Annotated in this window: 12 protein-coding genes; 8 read left to right on the top strand and 4 right to left on the bottom strand. The window is 46.0% G+C overall.

Annotated elements, in window-relative coordinates; genetic code table 11:
• The first annotated feature begins 150 nt into the window (after nucleotides 1-150).
• Nucleotides 151-2,184 carry a M13 family metallopeptidase gene (locus NG821_RS02550; RefSeq protein WP_252760088.1) on the top strand — a complete coding sequence of 678 codons (2,034 nt, stop codon included), beginning with the start codon at nucleotides 151-153 and terminating at the stop codon, nucleotides 2,182-2,184.
• Between the two features lie 278 nt (nucleotides 2,185-2,462).
• Complete coding sequence (locus NG821_RS02545; protein ID WP_252760087.1) at nucleotides 2,463-4,145, top strand: amino acid permease; 1,683 nt, start codon at nucleotides 2,463-2,465, stop codon at nucleotides 4,143-4,145.
• Nucleotides 4,146-4,372: 227 nt separating this feature from the next.
• Here the strand turns inward: NG821_RS02545 and NG821_RS02540 are convergent, their stop codons facing one another.
• On the bottom strand, nucleotides 4,373-4,942 hold the full coding sequence (locus NG821_RS02540; protein WP_252760086.1) for a flavodoxin family protein: 570 nt from the start codon (nucleotides 4,940-4,942) through the stop codon (nucleotides 4,373-4,375).
• A gap of 296 nt (nucleotides 4,943-5,238) precedes the next feature.
• On the opposite strand from NG821_RS02540, the gene metA reads away from it, so the two are divergent.
• From metA to NG821_RS02510, 6 genes are all read left to right on the top strand, one after another.
• Nucleotides 5,239-6,156 carry a homoserine O-acetyltransferase MetA gene (gene metA, locus NG821_RS02535; RefSeq protein ID WP_252760085.1) on the top strand — a complete coding sequence of 306 codons (918 nt, stop codon included), beginning with the start codon at nucleotides 5,239-5,241 and terminating at the stop codon, nucleotides 6,154-6,156.
• Nucleotides 6,157-6,200: 44 nt separating this feature from the next.
• Complete coding sequence (locus NG821_RS02530) at nucleotides 6,201-8,084, top strand: peptidase U32 family protein (RefSeq protein WP_252760096.1); 1,884 nt, start codon at nucleotides 6,201-6,203, stop codon at nucleotides 8,082-8,084.
• Nucleotides 8,071-9,066, top strand: a complete 996-nt coding sequence (locus NG821_RS02525; RefSeq protein WP_252760084.1) for a zinc ribbon domain-containing protein — start codon at nucleotides 8,071-8,073, stop codon at nucleotides 9,064-9,066. Before NG821_RS02530 ends, NG821_RS02525 begins: the two co-directional genes overlap by 14 nt.
• 311 nt (nucleotides 9,067-9,377) lie before the next feature.
• Complete coding sequence (locus NG821_RS02520; RefSeq protein WP_252760083.1) at nucleotides 9,378-11,804, top strand: TonB-dependent receptor; 2,427 nt, start codon at nucleotides 9,378-9,380, stop codon at nucleotides 11,802-11,804.
• 319 nt (nucleotides 11,805-12,123) lie between these two features.
• Entirely contained in the window at nucleotides 12,124-14,436 is a 2,313-nt protein-coding gene (locus tag NG821_RS02515) for an aconitate hydratase (RefSeq protein WP_252760082.1), read from the top strand.
• 127 nt (nucleotides 14,437-14,563) lie between these two features.
• Entirely contained in the window at nucleotides 14,564-15,910 is a 1,347-nt protein-coding gene (locus tag NG821_RS02510) for a citrate/2-methylcitrate synthase (protein ID WP_252760081.1), read from the top strand.
• Between the two features lie 975 nt (nucleotides 15,911-16,885).
• On the opposite strand, the gene NG821_RS02505 is transcribed toward NG821_RS02510, so the two are convergent.
• The 3 genes from NG821_RS02505 to hemW all read right to left on the bottom strand — a co-directional run bounded on the left by NG821_RS02505 (nucleotide 16,886) and on the right by hemW (nucleotide 20,467).
• Nucleotides 16,886-17,815, bottom strand: coding sequence for a tRNA threonylcarbamoyladenosine dehydratase (locus NG821_RS02505; protein WP_252760080.1), 930 nt, complete (start codon nucleotides 17,813-17,815; stop codon nucleotides 16,886-16,888).
• A gap of 178 nt (nucleotides 17,816-17,993) precedes the next feature.
• Nucleotides 17,994-19,184, bottom strand: coding sequence for an iron-containing alcohol dehydrogenase (locus tag NG821_RS02500; protein WP_252760079.1), 1,191 nt, complete (start codon nucleotides 19,182-19,184; stop codon nucleotides 17,994-17,996).
• 29 nt (nucleotides 19,185-19,213) lie between these two features.
• Nucleotides 19,214-20,467, bottom strand: coding sequence for a radical SAM family heme chaperone HemW (hemW, locus tag NG821_RS02495; RefSeq protein ID WP_252760078.1), 1,254 nt, complete (start codon nucleotides 20,465-20,467; stop codon nucleotides 19,214-19,216).
• Nucleotides 20,468-20,630 lie beyond the last annotated feature (163 nt).

Here is a 20,630-nt window from a genome sequence, read left to right as displayed (position 1 = left end):
GCCTAAGCCAATAGCCGCAGACAGCATACCGCAGCCTGCTTATTCTTTTATTGTGTCAAAACAAATAAGTTAAACCTGAATAGCCGATTTACTGGCTGTTCGCAATAAAAACATTTTCGAATGAAAAGATAATTTTAAATCACAATAAGTATGAATATGAGGAAAATTGTTCCGATGATGATGATGGTTGTGTCGCCTTTGATGGGTATGGCTCAAAATCAGTCGGAAATCAATGAAAAGAATTTGGACAAGTCTGTCCGACCGCAAGACGACTTCTATGAGTTTGCCAACGGCGGATGGAAAAAGTTGAATCCTTTACCAGCTTCCCGCAGTCGCTTTGGCACGTTTGATCAGTTGCAGGAAAACAACAACAAGCGTATCAACGAGATCCTGGCAGGACTGAAGAAGAAAAGTCACCCTAAGGGGAGTATGGAGCAGAAACTGGCAGATTTCTACAAATTGGCTTTGGATCTTGATCGCCGCAATAAGGAGGGACTGGCACCTGTGAAATCTATTCTTGGCGAGATAGAAGCTGCCAAGACAGTTGAGGACCTTCGTCAACTCCAATTGAAGTACGCTGTTCAGGGCTTGGGTATGCAGTTCGATGATTATTTCGATGCTGACCAGAAGAATGCAGCCATGAATATCCTGAATATCTCGCAGGGCGGATTGACATTGGGCCAAAAGGACTATTATGTCAATAATGATTCTGCAACAGTTGCCATCCGCAACGCTTATCATGATTTCATCGACAAGATGTTCCAACTTTACGGTTTCAACTCTGACGAATCTGCCAAGCGCCGTGATGCTGTCTATCGTCAGGAAATATTGGTTGCATTGATCTCTAAGAGTATGACGGATCTGAGGGATCCTGAAGCCAACTATCATAAGATGACTTTGGATGAGTTTAATGCGGCCTATCCCGATATTCCTCTGAAGAAATTTACCGATGCTGAAGGGATCAAACCAGAATATGTTCAGACCGTGGTTGTCGGACAACCTGAGTTTATGGCAGGTCTGGACAAGTTGATCACTTTGCAGACTCCTGAAGACATCAAGGCATTGATGGAGTGGAGCGTCATTGAGAACTCTGCAGAATATCTCACTGATGCTATCAGGGAGGCCCAGTTTGACTTCTTCGGCAAGACGATGAGCGGCCGTAAGGAAGACTATCCTCTCTGGAAGCGTGCATCCGATCAGGTACAGGACCAAATGGGCGATGTGCTGGGCAAGATCTATGTCGAGCATTATTTCCCTGAATCTTCCAAGAAATATATGGAGGGCCTGGTGCATAATCTTCAGGTCAGCCTCGGAGAACGGATAGACGCACAAACTTGGATGAGTGACACGACAAAAACTGCCGCACATCAGAAACTTAACAAGTTCCTGATTAAAATAGGTTATCCTAACAAGTGGAAGGATTATTCCAAACTGACTATCGATCCTTCACGTTCTCTTTATGATAATGCCATGGCTTGTGCGGTCTTCCACCATAATCAGCGCATTGAAGAGCGGGCAGGTAAACCTGTTGACCGCGATGAATGGCTGATGACGCCTCAGACGGTGAATGCTTATTATAATCCGACGACCAATGAGATCTGTTTCCCTGCCGGAATTTTACAGTTTCCTTATTTCGACCCGAAGGCAGACGCAGCATTCAACTATGGTGGCATCGGTGTTGTCATCGGTCATGAGATGACCCACGGATTCGATGACCAGGGCCGCCAGTATGATTCTGATGGCAATATGAAAAACTGGTGGACAGCCAGTGACGCAAAGAACTTCCAGAAACGTGCCCAACTCTATGCCAAGTTTTTTGACAATATCGAGGTATTGCCCGGACTCCACGCAAATGGAGAATTGACACTTGGAGAGAATCTTGCAGACCACGGAGGCCTTCAGGTTTCCTTCAATGCCTATAAGAAGGTGACCGCTCAGCATCCTCTGAAGACGGTAGACGGTTTTACACCTGATCAGCGCTTCTTCCTGGCTTTTGCAGGAATATGGGCTGATAATATTACAGACCAGGAGATCCGCAACCGTGTTAAGCGGGATCCTCATGCTTTGGGTAGATGGCGTGTCAACGGTGCTCTTCCTCATATAGACGCTTTCTATAAAGCCTGGAATGTGAAGAAGGGAGACAAGATGTATATCCCAGAGAATGAACGCCTGCAATTGTGGTGATCATTCCGGATCATAATAAAATGCGCAGATATCATTTCATATCTGCGCTTTTTTTGTGCTTTTTTCTATTGTTTGATCGTTGGAATATTTCCCCGTTCTTTCTCGTATGGAGTGTGATTTGTATTACTTTTTTAACCTTTCCCTATTCAAAATGATGGATTCTCTAACTTTTTTTAAGATAAAGTGTTCGTTTTGTCCACAAAATTAAAACATCATGATGATTTATAGATAAAAATAATTATCTTTGTGGCACAAACAAACTCAAAAAGCAAGGTAATATGGGATTATTCACAAAGAAGAGCATCAGCAGTCTCATGGCGGAGGCTTCTGACAAACAGGGAATGAAGAAAACTTTGACAACTGGTGCTTTGATCGCACTGGGGGTTGGAGTTGTTATTGGAGCCGGGTTATTTTCTGTCACGGGTATTGCGGCGGGAGAGCACGCGGGGCCGTCTATTGTCATCTCTTTTGTGATAGCTGCCATCGGTTGTGCCTTTGCAGGATTATGCTATGCTGAGTTTGCTTCGTCCATCCCAGTCTCAGGTAGTGCCTATACCTATTCGTACGCGACAATGGGGGAATTCGTCGCTTGGACCATCGGATGGGACTTGATCCTGGAATATGCCGTAGGGTCCTCTACCATTGCCTCGAGTTGGTCGGGGTATTTTAATGAACTGCTGCACTCCTTGGGTTTTACGTTAGACCAGCAGTTGATGATGACTCCTTTTGAGTCTGTCGTACTTCCAGGGGGAGAAGTTTTACATGGGATTATCAACCTTCCTTCTGTTTTCATCGTGATCATTATGTCCATGATCCTGATCCATGGGACAAAAGGGTCAGCACGATTGAACAACGTCATCGTTGTTCTGAAAATAGCGATTGTGCTGATCTTTATATTTATCGGATTCCACTATATCAACAAGAGTAATCTGACGCCTTTTATTCCCAAGAATGAAGGGAGCTTCGGAAAGTTCGGCTGGACAGGTATTCTCAGGGCGGCGGGAATGATCTTCTTTGCGTATATGGGTTTTGATGCGGTGTCTACTGCTGCCCAGGAGACCAAGAATCCGCAGAAATCTATGCCCTATGGCATCTTGGGGTCGCTATTGATCTGTACGATACTCTACGTCTTGTTTGCCTATGTGCTGACGGGCGTTGCCAATTATAAGACGTTAAGTGGGTCAGGAAGTGACCTCGCTCCTGTAGCAACGGCTATCAATCAGATGGGGAAGCCGGGACCCAATGGCACGATCATTCCTTCCTTCCCATGGCTGAACCGATTTATTGTGGTGGCGATCCTTTTGGGATATTCTTCTGTCATCCTGGTCTTGCTGCTTGGTCAGAGCAGGGTGTTCTATTCCATGAGTCGTGACGGGTTGGTCCCTTCGATTTTCTCGCACCTGCATTCCAAATATAAGACACCGGCCAAATCAAATCTGCTGTTCATGGTTTTCGTCTCTTTGATTGCGGCATTTGTCCCCGGAAAAGTCATCGGGGAGATGAGTAGTATCGGGACTCTGTTTGCATTTATACTGGTATGTCTCGGTATTATTATCATCCGCAAGAATAATCCCAATGCCAAACCTGCTTTCAGGACGCCATGGGTGCCTGTCATTCCTATTCTCGGTGCGCTGGTCTGTCTGGTGATGATGGTTTCCTTGAGTATCGACACGTGGCTTCGTCTCGTCGTATGGATGATGATCGGTTTTGATATCTATATCGTACGTGGATCGAGACACAGCAAACTCTCGGAGAATGATTCCATCCGGGAAAAGCAGAGGACGAGGAATGTCACGACAATGTGCGGACTATGCCTGTGCGTGCTGCTCGCGGTGCTGACGTATGTACATCATCTCTCGGAAGGTGCAAATGACTTGGACTTGATCATCTTCAATCTGATCATCCTTTTCCATTTGGTCTATTATCTGATGTTCCGGTTTGTGTTGAAAATAAAGTCTTGAGGAATACGAATCTGTATTCCTCTATACTGGAAACCGGATTTTTGATGATTGGGGAGACCAAGAGAAGATAGGTCTCCCTTTAGAAATAGAAACTTGGAGATCAGAACACCTGCAGATAACAGGAGTTGTGATCTTAACCCGTCTGTTACGGTTGACTTCACTATTGGAACCACTTGGTGTAACAGTTGTATCGGGTCGAGGCGAGTATACTTGATGTGGAAAGAATCTTATTTGATCTTTGCGCCTAATCTTTTCCCCTTATTCAAGATCCTTTGAGGGATGGACTTCTTCCCTTTGGTACCGGGATAAACTAATTTGCCGATAACCTTGAATCCTGAATAATGCAGTATTTCCTTCATGGCATGATTGGTGTTCGTCGTTTCCCGAAATAGGAAACTGAAGGGCCATATCGTGGTAGAGGCTGTGACGATAATGGCTTTCTTGCCTTTGTGCAGAGCGATAGGGATACCTGACTTGGATTCTCCCATCATCGAAGGAACGATGCGGTCAAACATCAGTTTCATCTGTCCGCTCATGTTTCCCCAATACACGGGAGTGCCTAAGATAAGTGCATCGCACCATTTGATTTCCTCTGCCATGTGATGGCCGTCATCTTCGGGTAAGACGCATGTGCCGGATGCTCTGCATTTCATACAACCGGTACAGGCATGGATCTTCAGATCATTGACGTTGATCCAATGGACGTCTGCTGAATCGACGTGGTCCGCAATAGAGTGGAGCATTTTTGCAATGTTTCCGTTTTTGCGCGGACTACCGTTGATAACAAGTACTCTCATTTTTAATGTTTTGTATAATTGATCGCTACATTTATAAATGTGGCAAACTTACAAAAATAAAATGACTTGAACCTTTTCTGTCTGTTAAATTCGCCCATTTCGGGAATTTCTGATAGGGAATCTCCAGACTGATGGGCATTTTCTGTAGATCATGAATACGACCTCCATATTGTCTTGAATGAACGGGCAAAATCCTCAGATATAGAGTTATTTTACTTTTTGTCAAGTCAAGGCTTTATCATCTCAGAATTTTTATCTAAATTTGTACCTGAGTTTATTAGGGAAAGGATATAAATATGCCATTAAGATTACCGGACAAATTGCCGGCTATTGAAATTCTGAAAAAAGAGAACATCTTTGTCATGGATGAGACAAGAGCTCATAGCCAGGAGATTCGTCCCTTGAAAATTGTTATTCTTAATTTGATGCCTTTGAAGATTACGACTGAGACGGATCTGATCCGGCTCCTTTCCAATACCCCTTTGCAGTTGGAAATCAATTTCATGAGGCTGAAGACCCATATCCCCAAAAATACGCCGGTAGAGCACATGGTCATGTTCTATAAGGATTTCGACGAACTTCGGAATCATAAATTTGATGGCATGATCGTCACGGGCGCTCCTGTGGAGACGCTGGAATTCGAGGACGTAGAATATTGGGAAGAGGTAAAGGGCATCTTCGATTGGGCGCGTACTCACGTGACCTCTACGTTGTATATCTGCTGGGCGGCACAGGCTGCCTTGTACCATTTCTACGGCATTCCCAAATATCCTTTGAAGAAAAAGATGTTCGGGATTTTCCGCTCTCGTATCCTCGATCCGTTACTGCCCATTTTCAGAGGATTCGATGATGTGTTCTATATGCCTCAAAGCAGACACACGGAAGTTCATCGGGAGGATATCGATAAGGTTCCTGACCTGCAGATCATAGCGGAGTCGAAGGAGAGTGGGGTTACAGTGGTGATGTCCCGTAACGGTAGGGATTTCTATCTGACCGGGCATTTGGAATATGCGCCTTATACGTTGGATAAAGAATACAAGCGTGATTTCGGCAAGCGGAATGACGTGGACATCCCGAAAAACTATTATATAGACAATGACCCGCATAACAAACCGCTCGTGACATGGCGGTCTTCTGCCAATTTGTTTTATAGCAATTGGATCAATTATTACGTTTATCAGGAGACACCATACAATATTGAAGATATTAAATAACCTGAAATACAGAACTGAATCGGCGATATCGGGAGTTAATCATGATGAGGAAGTTAGAACTTTTGGCTCCTGCAAAGAATTTGCAGATCGGCATTGCTGCCATTGAACATGGTGCTGATGCTGTCTATATCGGTGCTGATGGATTCGGTGCCCGTCAGGCTGCGGGCAATTCAGTAGAAGATATCAGGCAGTTGTGTGAGTATGCTCACCGGTTTGATGCGAAGGTCTATGTCACGGTCAATACGATCGTATATGATCAGGAGTGGGCTGCTGTCAAGGAGTTGATGGCGAGACTGGCTTCAATCCATGTTGATGGAATACTCATACAGGATATGGGACTCCTGGAGTTGAAAAATCAGACGGGCCTGCCTTTCCATGCCAGTACACAATGTGATGTCCGTTCTGTAGAAAAGGTCCGCTGGTTGAAATCTCTGGGATTCCAGCGTGCTGTCCTGGCCCGTGAACTTTCCTTAACTGAAATCCGTAAGATTCATGAGGCTGTTCCGGATATTCAACTTGAGGTCTTTGTGCACGGCGCGCTTTGCGTGAGTTATTCCGGTGTGTGCTATGCTTCTCAGAAAGCTTTCGGACGTTCTGCCAATCGAGGGAACTGTGCACAGTTTTGTCGCTTGAAATTTGATTTGGTGGACAGCGAAGGAACGGTCATCGAAAAGCAACGTTATATGTTGTCCCTGAAAGATCTTTGTCTGGCAAGTCATCTGGAAGAGTTGGCTGATGCAGGAGCAAGTTCTTTCAAGATTGAGGGTAGACTGAAAGATGCTGATTACGTAAAAAACGTGGTATCTGCCTATTCCCGTGAGTTGGACCAACTTGTCAAGAGACGCCCGGAGGATTACTGCCGTTCGTCACGTGGACGAGTGGCATGGTCCTTTCAACCTGACTTGCAAAAAACTTTTAACCGGGGCTTTACCACTTATTTCCTCAATGGCAGACAGGAAGGAATAAGTGCTATGGATACGCCAAAAGTGACGGGTGAATACGTTGGTGTTGTAAAGGAGGTTCATCGTGGAAGTTTCTCTGTTGCCGGGACAACTTCTTTTGTCAATGGGGATGGACTCTGTTTCTTCAATGAAGGTCACGAGTTGGAGGGTTTCCGGGTAAACAGGGTGGAGAACAACTGGCTCTTTCCGCAGCGCATGCCGGCAGGTCTGAGGAAGGGCATCCGGCTTTATCGAAACCATGATGAGGCTTTCCGGAAAATCCTTGAAGGGCAGACTGCTGAACGGAAGATTCCTCTTCAGTTGAAGTTGTCTGTCACGGATAGAGGTGCCCGACTCGAGGCTACGGACGACAGGTGCTCTGTAGAGACTACACTCGAAATGACTTTCGAAAAAGCGAGAAACAACCAGCGTGAGAATATGAACCGCCAGTTGACGAAATTGGGAAATACCTCCTACACTTGTCAACAGGTGGCGTTTGCTGAGGGAACTACTGACTATTTCGTACCCAACAGTTTGCTGTCAACCCTCAAACGGAAAGTGATTGACGAACTTGAGACAGCAAGCAAGGCGGGGAGGACTCAGTCCAGGGCTGTACAAACTGCAGTTCCTGTGCCTGATAAAAGCAGTACGGAGTCTCCGGCCTTTAATTGGCAACCGGAATACGGGCATTTTCCTTATCTTTATAACATCAGTAACCGGCATGCAAGGGATTTCTATTCCCGTCAAGGCCTGAAGGCAGATGGGACGGCCTTTGAACTTCGAAACCTTTCAACTCAATCGGTTTCACAACCGCTCATCATGCAGTGCCGCTATTGCATCCGGTATGCACTGGGATTCTGTGTGAAGCGGGGCGGAAAGCGACCGACCTGGAAGGAACCTCTGTCACTCGTCTTGCCAGACGGGAGGAAATTTAAACTTGAATTCAACTGTAGAGTTTGCCAAATGAATATATATGCAGAAAACTAGAACCATAGTTCCGATACTCCTGCTCTTGTTATTGCTGACCGGTTGCTATCACCGGCAAGCAAAGCAACAGGGTGCGCCCTTTGTCCAGTACAGTGCAAAGCAACTTGATTCTATTTCCTTTTCTACAACACACCATTACACTTACAGATATAATTTCCTGGTCAAGACAGATTCCCTGGTCCTCTATGCCCAGCAACCGGTGGAAATTGTCAATAATATGAATACGGATTCTTTCGCCGTCAAGCATAATACCTTGTTGGTCGTTTCTGATATTCATATCGTCCCTCAGGATTCCGTAGATTCTGTATGGATACAACTGGGTACTGAAAATGCGCAGTTTGGCTGGATCCATGAGTCCAAACTTCTTCCGAATGTTGTTCCTGACGACCCGATTTCAGAATGTATTTCCTTGTTTTCTGATACGCATCTGATGATCTTCCTGATTATCATCATTGTCATCGGGTTTGCCTATCTTCTCAGGACCATCCTGAAAAAGAATGCCAAAATCGTGCATTTCAATGATATCGACTCTTTTTACCCCACGCTGCTTTGTCTGATCGTTGCTTCGGCGGCAACGCTCTATGCCAGCATTCAGATCTTTGCTCCGGATGACTGGCAGGACTTCTATTTCCATCCCACATTGGATCCTTTTCGGGTTCCGACAATGCTTTCAGTCTTCCTGATTTTGGTGTGGTCGATATTGATAGTCGGTCTGGCAGCCCTCGATGATGTCCGGAAACAGTTACAGTTTGGCGATGCCGTGCTCTATTCTTTTGGTCTGGCTGGTGTCTGTGCCATCGATTATATCCTGTTTAGTTTCAGCACTTTGTATTTCGTGGGATACGTGTTGCTGGCGTTCTATTTCTATTTTTCCATCGTCCAATATCTGAAGCATGATCGGGTGAAATATGTTTGCGGCAATTGCGGCGCAGAACTCAAGCATAAAGGACGCTGCCCTTATTGCGGGGCGATGAATGACTGAGTCGTCAGTCTGATAGGGGCGAGTCACCTCGATTTCCGTGTCTGTCCAATAGCTTTATGTCTTGTCCTCTATTCTAAAGTGATAACCTGAATACTTATTTTAGAGGCTATGTCTGAATGCTGTAGCGACAGCGCATTAGACTTTTGTCAAGAGATATCTGTAGAATGTCCGACAACCCTTTTCCTTCCTTCTTATCTTCTTCAAACACCATTATACTGTTCTTTCTCAAAGGGTTAGAAATTTCCTTATAAATGAGGATTACACACGTTTGAAGAAGTTCGTACCTTTGCAAGCGAATAACAATACCAATTATGAACTATCAATCGATTATGGCCGCTGCCTTATTTGCAGCAACGGCATTGCCCTTGCAAGTAATGGGAAAAGGAGGACCGTCGACAGACCTTTCTGATTCTTCTCGTGTACATGATCTGGATGAGGTCGTCGTGATCCGCCAACCTAAGGAATTTCTCCGACTCCGCCAGCAATCTTTAAGCAGTACAGTGATGACGTACAAGGAGATGTATGCCTTGGGCGTCCGGGATCTCAGGGACTTGTCATCTTACATACCTTCCTTTGTGATGCCTGACTATGGGTCACGCTACACATCCTCTATTTATGTCAGAGGCATCGGAAGCCGTATCAACAGCCCTGCTGTGGCTCTTTATATGGATGGCATGCCGATTATCAGCAAGGCTGCTTTCAACTTCCATACTTATCAGTTGGACCGTGTCGATATCCTGCGTGGTCCTCAAGGTACGCTCTATGGGCAGAACTCTGAAGGCGGACTGGTCCGCATGTACTCCAAAAATCCTTTGTATTACCAAGGTACTGACATCGATCTCGGAATTGGTTCCAGACTGTATAGGAATACTGAATTTGCGCATTATCAAAAATTGAATGATCGATTGGGAATGTCCATAGCCGGTTTCTATGATGGCCAGAATGGGTTCTTCAAAAATCAGACCACTGGCAAACGGGCAGACTTGTTCAACGAAGCTGGTGGCCGGTTGAGACTGGTCTACCAACCCTCCAACCGCCTGAATCTGGACTACACGGCAGATTACCAGTATGTGAATCAGAACGGGTTCCCTTACGGTGTCATGGACCTGGAAAGCGGAAAGACTGCTGCGCCTGCCGCTAACCGCCAGTCTACTTATCGCAGAAACATGCTGAACACAGGTCTGACCGTGACTTACAAGGCTAATCGTTTTGATTTCAATAGTACTTCCAGTTATCAGTACTTGCGGGACAATATGTTCATGGATCAGGATTACCTGCCGCAGGATTTCATGCATCTCCAACAAAAACAGTTGCAGAACGCCCTTACACAGGAGTTTAATTTCAAGAGCAATCGCCCCGTGGGAGGTTTCTGGAATTGGACCGTCGGGACATTCTTTTCCTCTGAATGGCTGCGTACAGACGGACCGGTGTACTTTGATAAAGATATGACGACACCTATAGCAACGGCTATCCAGCAGCAGATGTATTCGGCTATCGTGGGTGCGATGGCTGCCCAGATGATCCAAAAGGGTATGCCTCAGGCTGCCGCCCAAGCTGCAGCCCAGAAAGTTGTCGATGGTGCGGGAGGCGTAAGTTTGGGCGTTGAGATGGGTGCGCCTGGTGTCTATCATACGCCTCAGTATAACCTGGGCCTTTTCCACGAGAGCAGTTTTGATATCACGGACCGCTTGACCGGTACAATCGGCTTGCGCTATGACTTCACACATACCAAGATACACTATCAAACTTCTGCCTATATGTCTATGTCTGCTGACGTGATGGGGACGAAAGCCACCAATCTCCTCTCCACTATTCTTGATGGCAAGACAGACGATGACTATAACCAACTCCTGCCTAAATTCGGACTGAACTACCGGATTGACGAGCAAGGGAGCAATGTTTATGCGACAGTGAGCAAGGGCTATCGTGCGGGAGGTTATAATTTCCAGATGTTCTCTGACATCCTGTCTGCTGAACTCAATGCCAATGCGGCTAATGCCAGGAGTGGGGATTATGTCATTCCTCACACTGACGCAGACTATCAGCGGATTGCAAAGACCATTTCCTTCCGCCCGGAAACGAGTTGGAACTATGAGGCCGGTACTCATCTGAATCTCTTTGACCATTCAGTACAATTTGATTTTTCCGCTTTCTTCATGCAAATCCGGAATCAGCAACTCTCGGTCATGGCCAACAAATATGGTTACGGACGCATGATGGTCAATGCCGGAAAGAGTTACAGTTGTGGTATAGAGGCTTCCCTTCGGGGCGTATCATTCAATAATCATCTGGACTGGGCAGTCACATACGGGTTGACACATGCAGCTTTCAAGAACTATCAGGATAGTATAGAAGAAGACGGGGTAGAAAAACTCGTGGATTACAAGGACAAGAAAGTGCCTTATGTTCCTATGAATACTTTTTCTGCCAGAGCAGACTACCGTTTCGATGTGTCTGCCGGTTGTCTGAAAGCTATTATTTTAGGCGCCAATGTTTATGGTCAAGGCAAGACCTATTGGGATGAACTGAATACTTATTACCAAAAGATCTATGCCGTATTAGGTGCTCATATTGATGCTGACTGGGGATTCATGAAGTTGAGTTTCTGGGGACGTAACCTGACGGATACCAAGTACAATACTTTTTCGTTCCAGAGTTCTGCGTCGGGACAGAACCTGACTTTCGCGCAACGCGGGAATGGTATCCAGTATGGTGTCGACCTGAAGTTTCATTTTTGACCTACGGAAAATGCTGTAGCGACGTTGTGATAAACGTCTGCAATTTGATATATATTTACTGTTTGATGAGGAGCCGTATGCGATAGTCGTGTACGGCTTTTTCATTTCTGTTTTGCGAGGGTTTCATGGAACCTGTCATTCTGTATTCGGGACCGGATACCAGTATTTCTTCAGATATCAGAAATGAAATAAATATGCACAAATATATTAATTTTCATATAGAAACAGTATTAAATTGCAAAATAATGAAACTAAAACGTGCCTTTTGAGAAATATTTGTGTATCTTTGTCAAAAAGAACACAACTAAAAAGATGTAGTATGGTATTGGACATCGAGATGATTAGAAGTTTTTATGCATCTTATGCTGACAGAGTGAATAAAATCAGGCAGTCCCTTCAGCGGCCTTTGACGTATGCCGAAAAAGTGCTGTATTCCCATCTCTATGACTTCGGGCAACTGAGGCCTTACAAGAGGGGTGAAGAATATGTGGATTTCCATCCTGATCGTGTCGCTATGCAGGATGCGACTGCACAGATGGCACTTCTCCAGTTTATGAATGCCGGCAAGTCTGCCGTCGCTGTTCCTGCATCTGTCCACTGTGACCATCTGATTCGTGCTGACATCGGCGCCAATCAGGACTTGTCCACGGCAAGAATGACGAATAAAGAGGTCTACGACTTCCTGAATTCTGCTGCCCGTAAATATCATATCGGTTTTTGGGCTCCCGGAGCCGGCATCATTCATCAAGTGGTACTTGAAAATTATGCTTTCCCCGGTGGCATGATGCTGGGAACGGACTCCCATACACCTAATGCCGGAGGATTGGGCATGGTTGCCATAGGCGTTGGCGGTGCTGATGCTGTAGATGTCCTGACCGGTCAACCTTGGGAACTGAGAATGCCAAAACTGATCGGCGTGCATTTGACGGGACATCTGTCCGGATGGGCTGCTCCTAAAGACATTATCTTGAAGATCCTTGGTATCCTGACTGTCAAGGGCGGAACCAACGCGATCTTGGAATATTTCGGAGATGGCGTCAAGACGCTGTCTACTACGGGAAAGGCGACGATCTGTAATATGGGAGCAGAATTGGGGGCCACCTGTAGCCTGTTTCCTTTTGATGAGAATGCTGACGAATATCTTTGCGGTACGGGTAGACAGGAGGTCGCTGTGCTGGCGCGGCAGAATGCGGCACACTTGCGTGCTGACAAGGAGGTGGAAGATGATCCTGAAATGTGGTATGACCGGATTTTGGAAATCGACCTAAGTCAGATCGAACCTTATTTGAATGGTCCTTTTACACCTGATGCCGCGACTCCCATCAGTCATATGAAAGCCAAAGGACCGGCTAACGGCTATCCGATGAAAGTGGAGGTCGGTTTGGTCGGGAGTTGTACGAACTCGAGTTATCAGGATTTGGCACGTGCTGCCAGCATAGCCCGTCAGGCCGTGGAAAAGCATGTACCGATAAAGGCACAGTTGATCATCAACCCCGGTTCAGAACAGATACGTTGCACGGCAGAGCGTGACGGTCTTCTGGAAGATTTCAGGAAGATCGGGGCAGTGATCATGGCAAATGCCTGCGGCCCTTGCATCGGACAATGGAAGCGTCACACTGACGACCCTAACCGGAAGAACACGATAGTGACGTCTTTCAACAGGAATTTCCGCAGGAGGGCAGATCAGAATCCGAATACTTATGCATTTATAGGCAGCCCGGAGATGGCAACTGCATTGGCGATAGCAGGCAGACTGGATTTTAACCCGATGACTGATACCTTGCTTGACAGTGACGGCAACAGTGTCAAATTGGATGAACCGAAAGGGTATGATTTTCCTCCTAAAGGTTTTGTGTCTCATCTGGAACCTGAGAAGAAAGGGCTTCAGGCACTGGAAGATGAAGGTCTGTTCATTCCTCCTGTCAGCGGTGAGTTGAAAGTGGAAGTCGTCATCTCTCCAACTTCCCAACGGCTGCAAAAACTTGAGCCTTTTGCGCCTTGGGACGGCAAGGACTATGAGGATATGCCGGTATTGATCAAGACGAAGGGGAAATGTACGACTGACCATATCTCTATGGCAGGGCCTTGGCTGAAATACCGGGGACATCTGGAGAATATATCGAAGAACCTGCTGATGGGTGCCGTGAATGCATTCAACGGGGAGAGCAACCGTGTGAAGGATCAGTTGGACGGGCAATACAAGGAAGTATCGGCTGCGGCACTCGACTATAAACAACATGGATTGAATTCGATCGTAGTGGCTGAAGACAATTATGGTGAAGGATCCAGTCGGGAACATGCAGCTATGGAACCCCGATACCTGAATGTGAAAGTTGTCCTTGCCAAGAGTTTTGCCCGCATACATGAGACGAATCTGAAAAAACAGGGGATGCTGGCTCTGACTTTTGCAGACAAGAATGACTACGATAAGGTTTTGGAAGATGATCGCGTCTCTGTGGAGGGACTGAAAGACCTTGCTCCCGGACACCAACTGACAGTGGTCTTGAAGCACGCTGATGGGAGCGAGGATCGCTTTAAAGCCAATCATACTTATAATGAAACACAGATAGAATGGTTCAGGGCGGGTAGTGCACTGAATGAGTTGAAATTGAAAGAACGGAAGAAATCATGAAGAACTTTTTATAGGGACAGAGGGCAGATATGAAAAGACAAACTTCCAAAGCTAATATGGGTGTTGCCCCGATAGAAAAACATTATTGAAATATTGAAGGATTTAAAAGGAAGGAAGACTAAGCGATATGAAAAAAGAATATTTAATCTACAAGTTGTCTGATGAGGTGAAAAGCTCTTGCAAGATTCCTCAGGAAGCTTTTCAGAAATACGGTGTGAAGAGGGGCCTTCGTAATGAAGACGGTACCGGTGTACTGGTCGGACTGACGAATATAGGCAATGTCGTGGGGTATAACCGTGATGCAGAAGGGAAACTCAGTCCCTGTGACGGAAAGTTGTTCTATCGGGGATATGAGTTGGATGACTTGGTCAGCCCGCTGTTGAAAGAAAAGCGTTTCGGTTTTGAGGAGATTGCTTATCTGGTCCTTTCCGGTGAACTTCCTGACAAGGAAGAACTCGAGGCTTTCAAGGAACTTTTGAACGACAATATGCCGCTGGACCATCGTACCATCGTGCATATCATCGATCTGGAAGGTTCCAACATCATGAATATCTTGGCACGCTGCGTTCTGGAAATGTATACTTTCGACCCTAACCCTGATGATATCTCCAGGGATAACCTGATGAGGCAGAGTATCGAACTCATTGCAAAGTTTCCGACGATCGTGGCTTATGCTTATAATATATACCGGCATTCGGTGCAGGGTCAGAGCCTGAACATCCGACACCCTAAAGAGAATCTGAGCATCGCAGAGAATTTCCTCTATATGCTTCGTGGAGGCGGCTATACTAATCTGGATGCAAGAATCCTGGATCTGCTCCTGATATTACAGGCGGAGCACGGCGGAGGTAACAACTCTACCTTTACTGTCCGTGTCACTTCCTCTACCCGAACGGATACCTATTCTTCCATTGCAGCCGGCATCGGGAGTCTGAAGGGTCCTCTGCATGGTGGCGCCAATATCAAGGTCGTCAGTATGCTGCATCATCTGAAGGAACAAATCAAGGACTGGACGAATATCGATGAGATTGATACCTATCTTACCCGGATGCTGAATAAGGAAGCTTATGACAAGACCGGACTGATCTATGGCATTGGACATGCGGTGTACACGAAGAGTGACCCGCGTGCCGTGGAGTTGAAGAAACTCGGTGGCGAACTGGCTAAGGAGAAAGGCCGAGAGGAAGAGTACCAGTTCCTCACGTTGCTCGAGCAGGAGGGCATCAAATGTCTGATGAAGCACCGTGGAGGTACCAAACCTGCTTGTGCCAATCTCGACTTTTACAGTGGTTTTATTTATGAAATGTTGGGGTTACCTGAAGAAATCTACACGCCGATCTTTGCGATGGCACGTATTGTCGGTTGGACAGCTCACCGTATAGAAGAATTGAATTTTGAAGGCCGCCGCATCATCCGGCCTGCCTATAATAATATTCTGAAACAGAAGAAGTATGTGCCTATCAGTGATAGGTAATTGACTTGATGGGTATCCATAGATGGAATCGATTGGGAGCGGACTAAACCCTCCCAATTGATCGTTTATCCGTATTATTGATATACTGTAGAACTGTAAATGCACTGGCCTTTGCAATGATCCTAAAAAACAGTCCTAGAGTTTTTTGCATCATTACTGAAAAACATGAATAGATCGCGGAGTTGGGAAAGTCGGCCTCTATTCTTTTTTCCGCCCTTGCGTATGGCTTGAAAGCGGGTATCGAGGAACAGGTTTTCAACTAATATAAGATTTAAAACTGTCATCCGGTTTTAAGGTTAATTGCCGTATGCTCTGTACCCAATCCTGTCCATATGTCCTGCCCATTTTTACCTTATTATATATGGGAATAGAATTATTGAAAATGATTTGACTTTCGTCTGACATGGCCTGATACTTTTCTTTTCTGTCAGTGCACTTCTTCACATCTGAAGATGCATGTCCATTCACTTTATAAATACTTATCCATTCATTTCGTTGTTGCACAACTATAGGCTCTATCCACAGCTTTATGAGGTATCATTAATAAGTTTTCTGAGGTCCTGTTCAAGTGTTTTTAGGGGTTCTGTTCAAGTGCTTTTAGGGGTTCTGTTCAAGTGCTTTTAGGGGTTCTGTTCACGTACGTCCTTACATTGTCAATACGTACGACATGAGACCCTAATGACGTACGTCCTTACACCCTAATAACGCACGTCAACAGATTAACATAACCGTTTTGTCCACCAAAAGCCCCAAAAGGGAACGAGGAGGGAACGTACAGGGAACGAGGAGGGAACGAGAGGGAACGGATTTGTTTTCGGCTTGTCTTTGATCTCTCTGCAAAAGAACTACAGAGGGACGGTGATTACCGGATACTTTGCCGGTAAGTGGAAACGGGTTGAAGGGTTAAAAAACATCCTGTATCCGGGGGGTGATGTTCCGGATATAGGATGCGTAAGTCTTCGCAGATGTAATAGTCTATCTGATGCCAGCAGATTCGAGAGTTTTAACGACTTTATCATCTACCCATGTGCCGTTCTTCTTCTCGAGGCAGATCTGACGGTATTTATCCAATTTCTCTGCAGCTTTTTCTGCCGCAGCCTGAGCATAAGGATTAGAGGGAGCCTCCTCAGGGGTAATGCGCATAGTGTGGGCAGCCCTGACCAGATCTTTCACCACCTCTCCGCCTACGATAAGTCCTGCAGCGGCAGGGACAAAGGCATCGCTTGCAGGAATATCCCTGCGTTCGGTACATTTCCTCATATCCTTATTCGGACAGATGCAATGGAAGCGGCAACTGATGGTCGGGTCGTCGATCTGTTTCAGAGGTTCTTCTTCACTGTATACTACTTTTAGGTGGGGGATATGCAACTTCCGGAGTTTCTTCCGGACAACTTTTGCCAGGGGATCCATCTTCGTCTTGTTGATGTCTGCAACTCTGAAAGCCGTCGGATCAAGTTTGTCAGCTGCTCCCATGCATGAGAGGATAGGAATATGAAGAGCGTAGCAGCGCTTGATGAGTTCGAGTTTTGCGGTGACGGTATCTACGCAGTCTACCACGTAATCAAAACGCGTCAGGTCGATATCATCGGCGTTGGAAGGCATATAGAACATCTGGTATTTATGCACGATGCATCTCCTGTTGATATCGTGAATCCGCTCCTCGGCAACATCTACTTTATGTTTCCCTACTGTAGAAAGCAGGGCGTAAATCTGGCGGTTGACATTCGTCAGGCAAATGCGGTCATCATCGAAGAGATCCAGTTCTCCTACACCACTGCGGGCGAGGACTTCCGTGACATAACCGCCTACACCGCCGATCCCGAATACGGCTACACGTGAACCGTTGAGGGTGTCGATAGCCGGTTTCCCCAATAACAATTGTGTTCTTGAAAATTGATTTTGCATACCTTTTATAATCTGGCTGCAAAGTTAATGAAAAAAAGTTTTTTGGAAAAATAATCAATGCTGAATCCTTCAAAATAGACCTGAGAAAGGGAAGAAAAAGAAAGACCTTCCAATAGTTGGTGTCCTATTGAAAGGTCTTGTAAGAAGAACCTTGTCTTCGTTAAGGTTCATTCAGAGATCATTTGACATATTTTCCGTTGAGGCTCTCTTTGAGGATCTCGACCAATTCATCCTTGGTGAGTTCGTGATAACCGACATCTGCGATGATCGTGCCTTTGACGATCCCCGGAATCGTATCCTCCGTTGCTCCAAAGTCTTTGATGGACAAAGGCAGTCCGATTTCCTGCATCCAAGTTTTCAACGCATCCAGTCCTTCTTCGGCTACCTGTTGATCTGACTTGCCGGCGGGAGAAACATTCCAGACGTTTTCTGCAAAGCGTTTGAATTTAGGCAGTCCATATTTCATGACCAGGTGATAGTAGGGCAGAGACACTGCAGCCAAGGTAAAACCGTGAGGGGCATGTGTCTGGGCGCCAACAGAATGGCCGATCATATGGACCTCCCAGTCTTGTTTCTTCGCACAACCGATCAAGGAGTTCAAAGCCCATGTTGCCGTCCACATGATGTTCGAGCGTGCCTCATAGTCTTTGGGATTCTTGACAGCTATACGGGAAGCGTGTATCAACCCACGCATCAGACCCTCTGAGATATAATCGGAGGTATTGTCGTCATCTCCCGAGAAATATTGCTCCATGATATGGGACATAATGTCGAAGATACCGGCTTTCATCTGGTTCTCCGGAACGGTGAAGGTGAAGGTCGGGTCGAGGATGGAGAACTGGGGCATCAGTCGGTCGTCAAAAACATGACCGACCTTGAACTTGTTTTTCGCATCAGTGATTACGCTGCCGGCATTCATCTCAGATCCTGTCCCTGCCATAGTCAGCACGACGCCTACAGGGATGATTTTCTGACCTTCGTCCGGGTCCTTTTGATCAATGAAGAATTTCTTCCAGGGATCTTCGGTACAATGGACAGATGCAGCGACTGCCTTGGAATAGTCGCAGACAGAGCCACCGCCTACAGAGAGGATGAAATCGACATTGTTGTCTTGGGCTATCTTGATGCCTCCGAGCAGTTTATCGAGAGTAGGGTTGGACATGACGCCCGGATCTTCTACAACCTTCTTGCCTGCTTGGTGCAGAATTTCCATGATCTGGTCATAGATGCCGTTGCGCTTAATGCTTCCGCCACCATAAATGAACATAACGGTATGTCCGAAACGTTTCAGTTCTTGGTTGAGATTCTTCAGGGAATCTTTTCCAAAATAAAGTTTAGTTGGATTTTGATAGTAAAAATTTCCTAACATGATTTTGTCTTTTAATGAAAAATTATCTTTTATACATGCATCAGGTCACTCATGATCTCATTGGATATATACAGCCCTCCACGAGTGAGAGAGAGCTGTTGATCGGTTATTTTCAAATCGTGTAATTTGAGATAGGGTTCGGCACATTTCAGGAGGAAGTCATGCAACGCTTTGCCGTATTCCACTTCCATCCTTTTCAGGTCGATGCCCTCGCGTGTTCGCAATGCCGTCGTGATGAGGTCATCATAGCGGGTGTTGAGGTCGAGAGTCTCTTTCTCACAGGGAATCTTGCCCGATTGGATGCTTTGAATATACTGTCGCAAGTCGGCGATGTTCCATTGTCTGGATTTCAAATCGTACGAATGGGCAGAGGCCCCGATCCCGATATAGGGTATTTCGTGCCAATAGGAGGAATTATGGCGACTTCTGAAGGGTGAGGCAACCACTGGGCGATTGTCCCAAACTCCCTCTGAAGATGAAGACATTTTCTTGGTTTTAGAATCGGTCTTTCTCCCTTCTCCTTTTTGGGGATTCTCGACCAGTTTTGCGAAATTGCTGATCTCGTATTGCTCGTACCCGCTCTCATTGAGCAACTCGATCAGCGTCTTGTACATCTCCAGACTCAATTCATCATTGATTTCGTGGATCTTTCCTTCTTTCAGGAGGCGAGTGAGGGGAGTATTGTCTTCGTACATCAGAGAATAGGCAGAAATGTGTTCTACCTGCAAGGTCAAAGCTTCCCGGATATCTTCTATCCACTCCTGCAGTGTCTCTCCGGGGAAACCGAACATCAAGTCGATGCTGATATTCTTGAAACCGGCCATGCGCAAGTTGCGGACCGCCTGTTTGATCTGTTCCGCCGTATGACGTCTGTGAATGAATTTCAGTCGTCTGGGAGAAAAGGTCTGGGCACCGATGCTCACGCGGTTGATGCCAAGCGCAATCAGTTCTTGTGCCAACTCTTCTGTGACATCATCAGGATTACATTCGATCGTTATTTCTTTGAAAGTGTTATTCGGTTGGAAGTTTCCGAGAACAGTACCGTGACCGTAGACCATAGCGATGCAGGCAAAAAGTTTCTCCAGGTTTTTCTTTGACAGAAGACTCGGGGTACCGCCTCCCAGATAAACGGTCTGTACAGGTTCCGTAGGTTGGCGCATTGTCATTTCTTTGCAGAGTGCATCCACATAGTCATCCTGGAGTCTAAGAAGGGTCGTACTGTAAAAGCCACAATAGATACACCGGCTGGCACAAAATGGAATGTGTATATAAAGTCCTGACATCTGCTATTGATAGAATTATTATGTTGTAAAGATACATATTTTTTGTTGTTCCCTCATCTATTCTCGGAAGGTTTTTCGTAAATCGATTTGTTTTTTTAGTTATTTTATAGAACTGATCCATTATTCCTCCTGCTTTCAAATACACGGTGAACTTTTCGTTCCT

Source organism: Segatella cerevisiae (assembly GCF_024054555.1).
GTDB lineage: Bacteria > Bacteroidota > Bacteroidia > Bacteroidales > Bacteroidaceae > Prevotella > Prevotella cerevisiae.
Note: the sequence above shows the minus strand (reverse complement) of the source record. Positions and strands in the feature narration are given on the sequence as shown.

Bases quoted from the DNA above. Each gene is read 5' to 3' on its own strand.
- metA (WP_252760085.1), top strand. From the start codon at position 5,239: ATGCCATTAAGATTACCGGACAAATTGCCGGCTATTGAAATTCTGAAA.
- NG821_RS02525 (WP_252760084.1), top strand. From the start codon at position 8,071: ATGCAGAAAACTAGAACCATAGTTCCGATACTCCTGCTCTTGTTATTG.
- NG821_RS02520 (WP_252760083.1), top strand. From the start codon at position 9,378: ATGAACTATCAATCGATTATGGCCGCTGCCTTATTTGCAGCAACGGCA.
- NG821_RS02540 (WP_252760086.1), bottom strand. From the start codon at position 4,942: ATGAGAGTACTTGTTATCAACGGTAGTCCGCGCAAAAACGGAAACATT.
- NG821_RS02545 (WP_252760087.1), top strand. From the start codon at position 2,463: ATGGGATTATTCACAAAGAAGAGCATCAGCAGTCTCATGGCGGAGGCT.
- NG821_RS02550 (WP_252760088.1), top strand. From the start codon at position 151: ATGAATATGAGGAAAATTGTTCCGATGATGATGATGGTTGTGTCGCCT.
- NG821_RS02530 (WP_252760096.1), top strand. From the start codon at position 6,201: ATGAGGAAGTTAGAACTTTTGGCTCCTGCAAAGAATTTGCAGATCGGC.
- NG821_RS02510 (WP_252760081.1), top strand. From the start codon at position 14,564: ATGAAAAAAGAATATTTAATCTACAAGTTGTCTGATGAGGTGAAAAGC.
- NG821_RS02515 (WP_252760082.1), top strand. From the start codon at position 12,124: ATGGTATTGGACATCGAGATGATTAGAAGTTTTTATGCATCTTATGCT.
- NG821_RS02505 (WP_252760080.1), bottom strand. From the start codon at position 17,815: ATGCAAAATCAATTTTCAAGAACACAATTGTTATTGGGGAAACCGGCT.
- NG821_RS02500 (WP_252760079.1), bottom strand. From the start codon at position 19,184: ATGTTAGGAAATTTTTACTATCAAAATCCAACTAAACTTTATTTTGGA.
- hemW (WP_252760078.1), bottom strand. From the start codon at position 20,467: ATGTCAGGACTTTATATACACATTCCATTTTGTGCCAGCCGGTGTATC.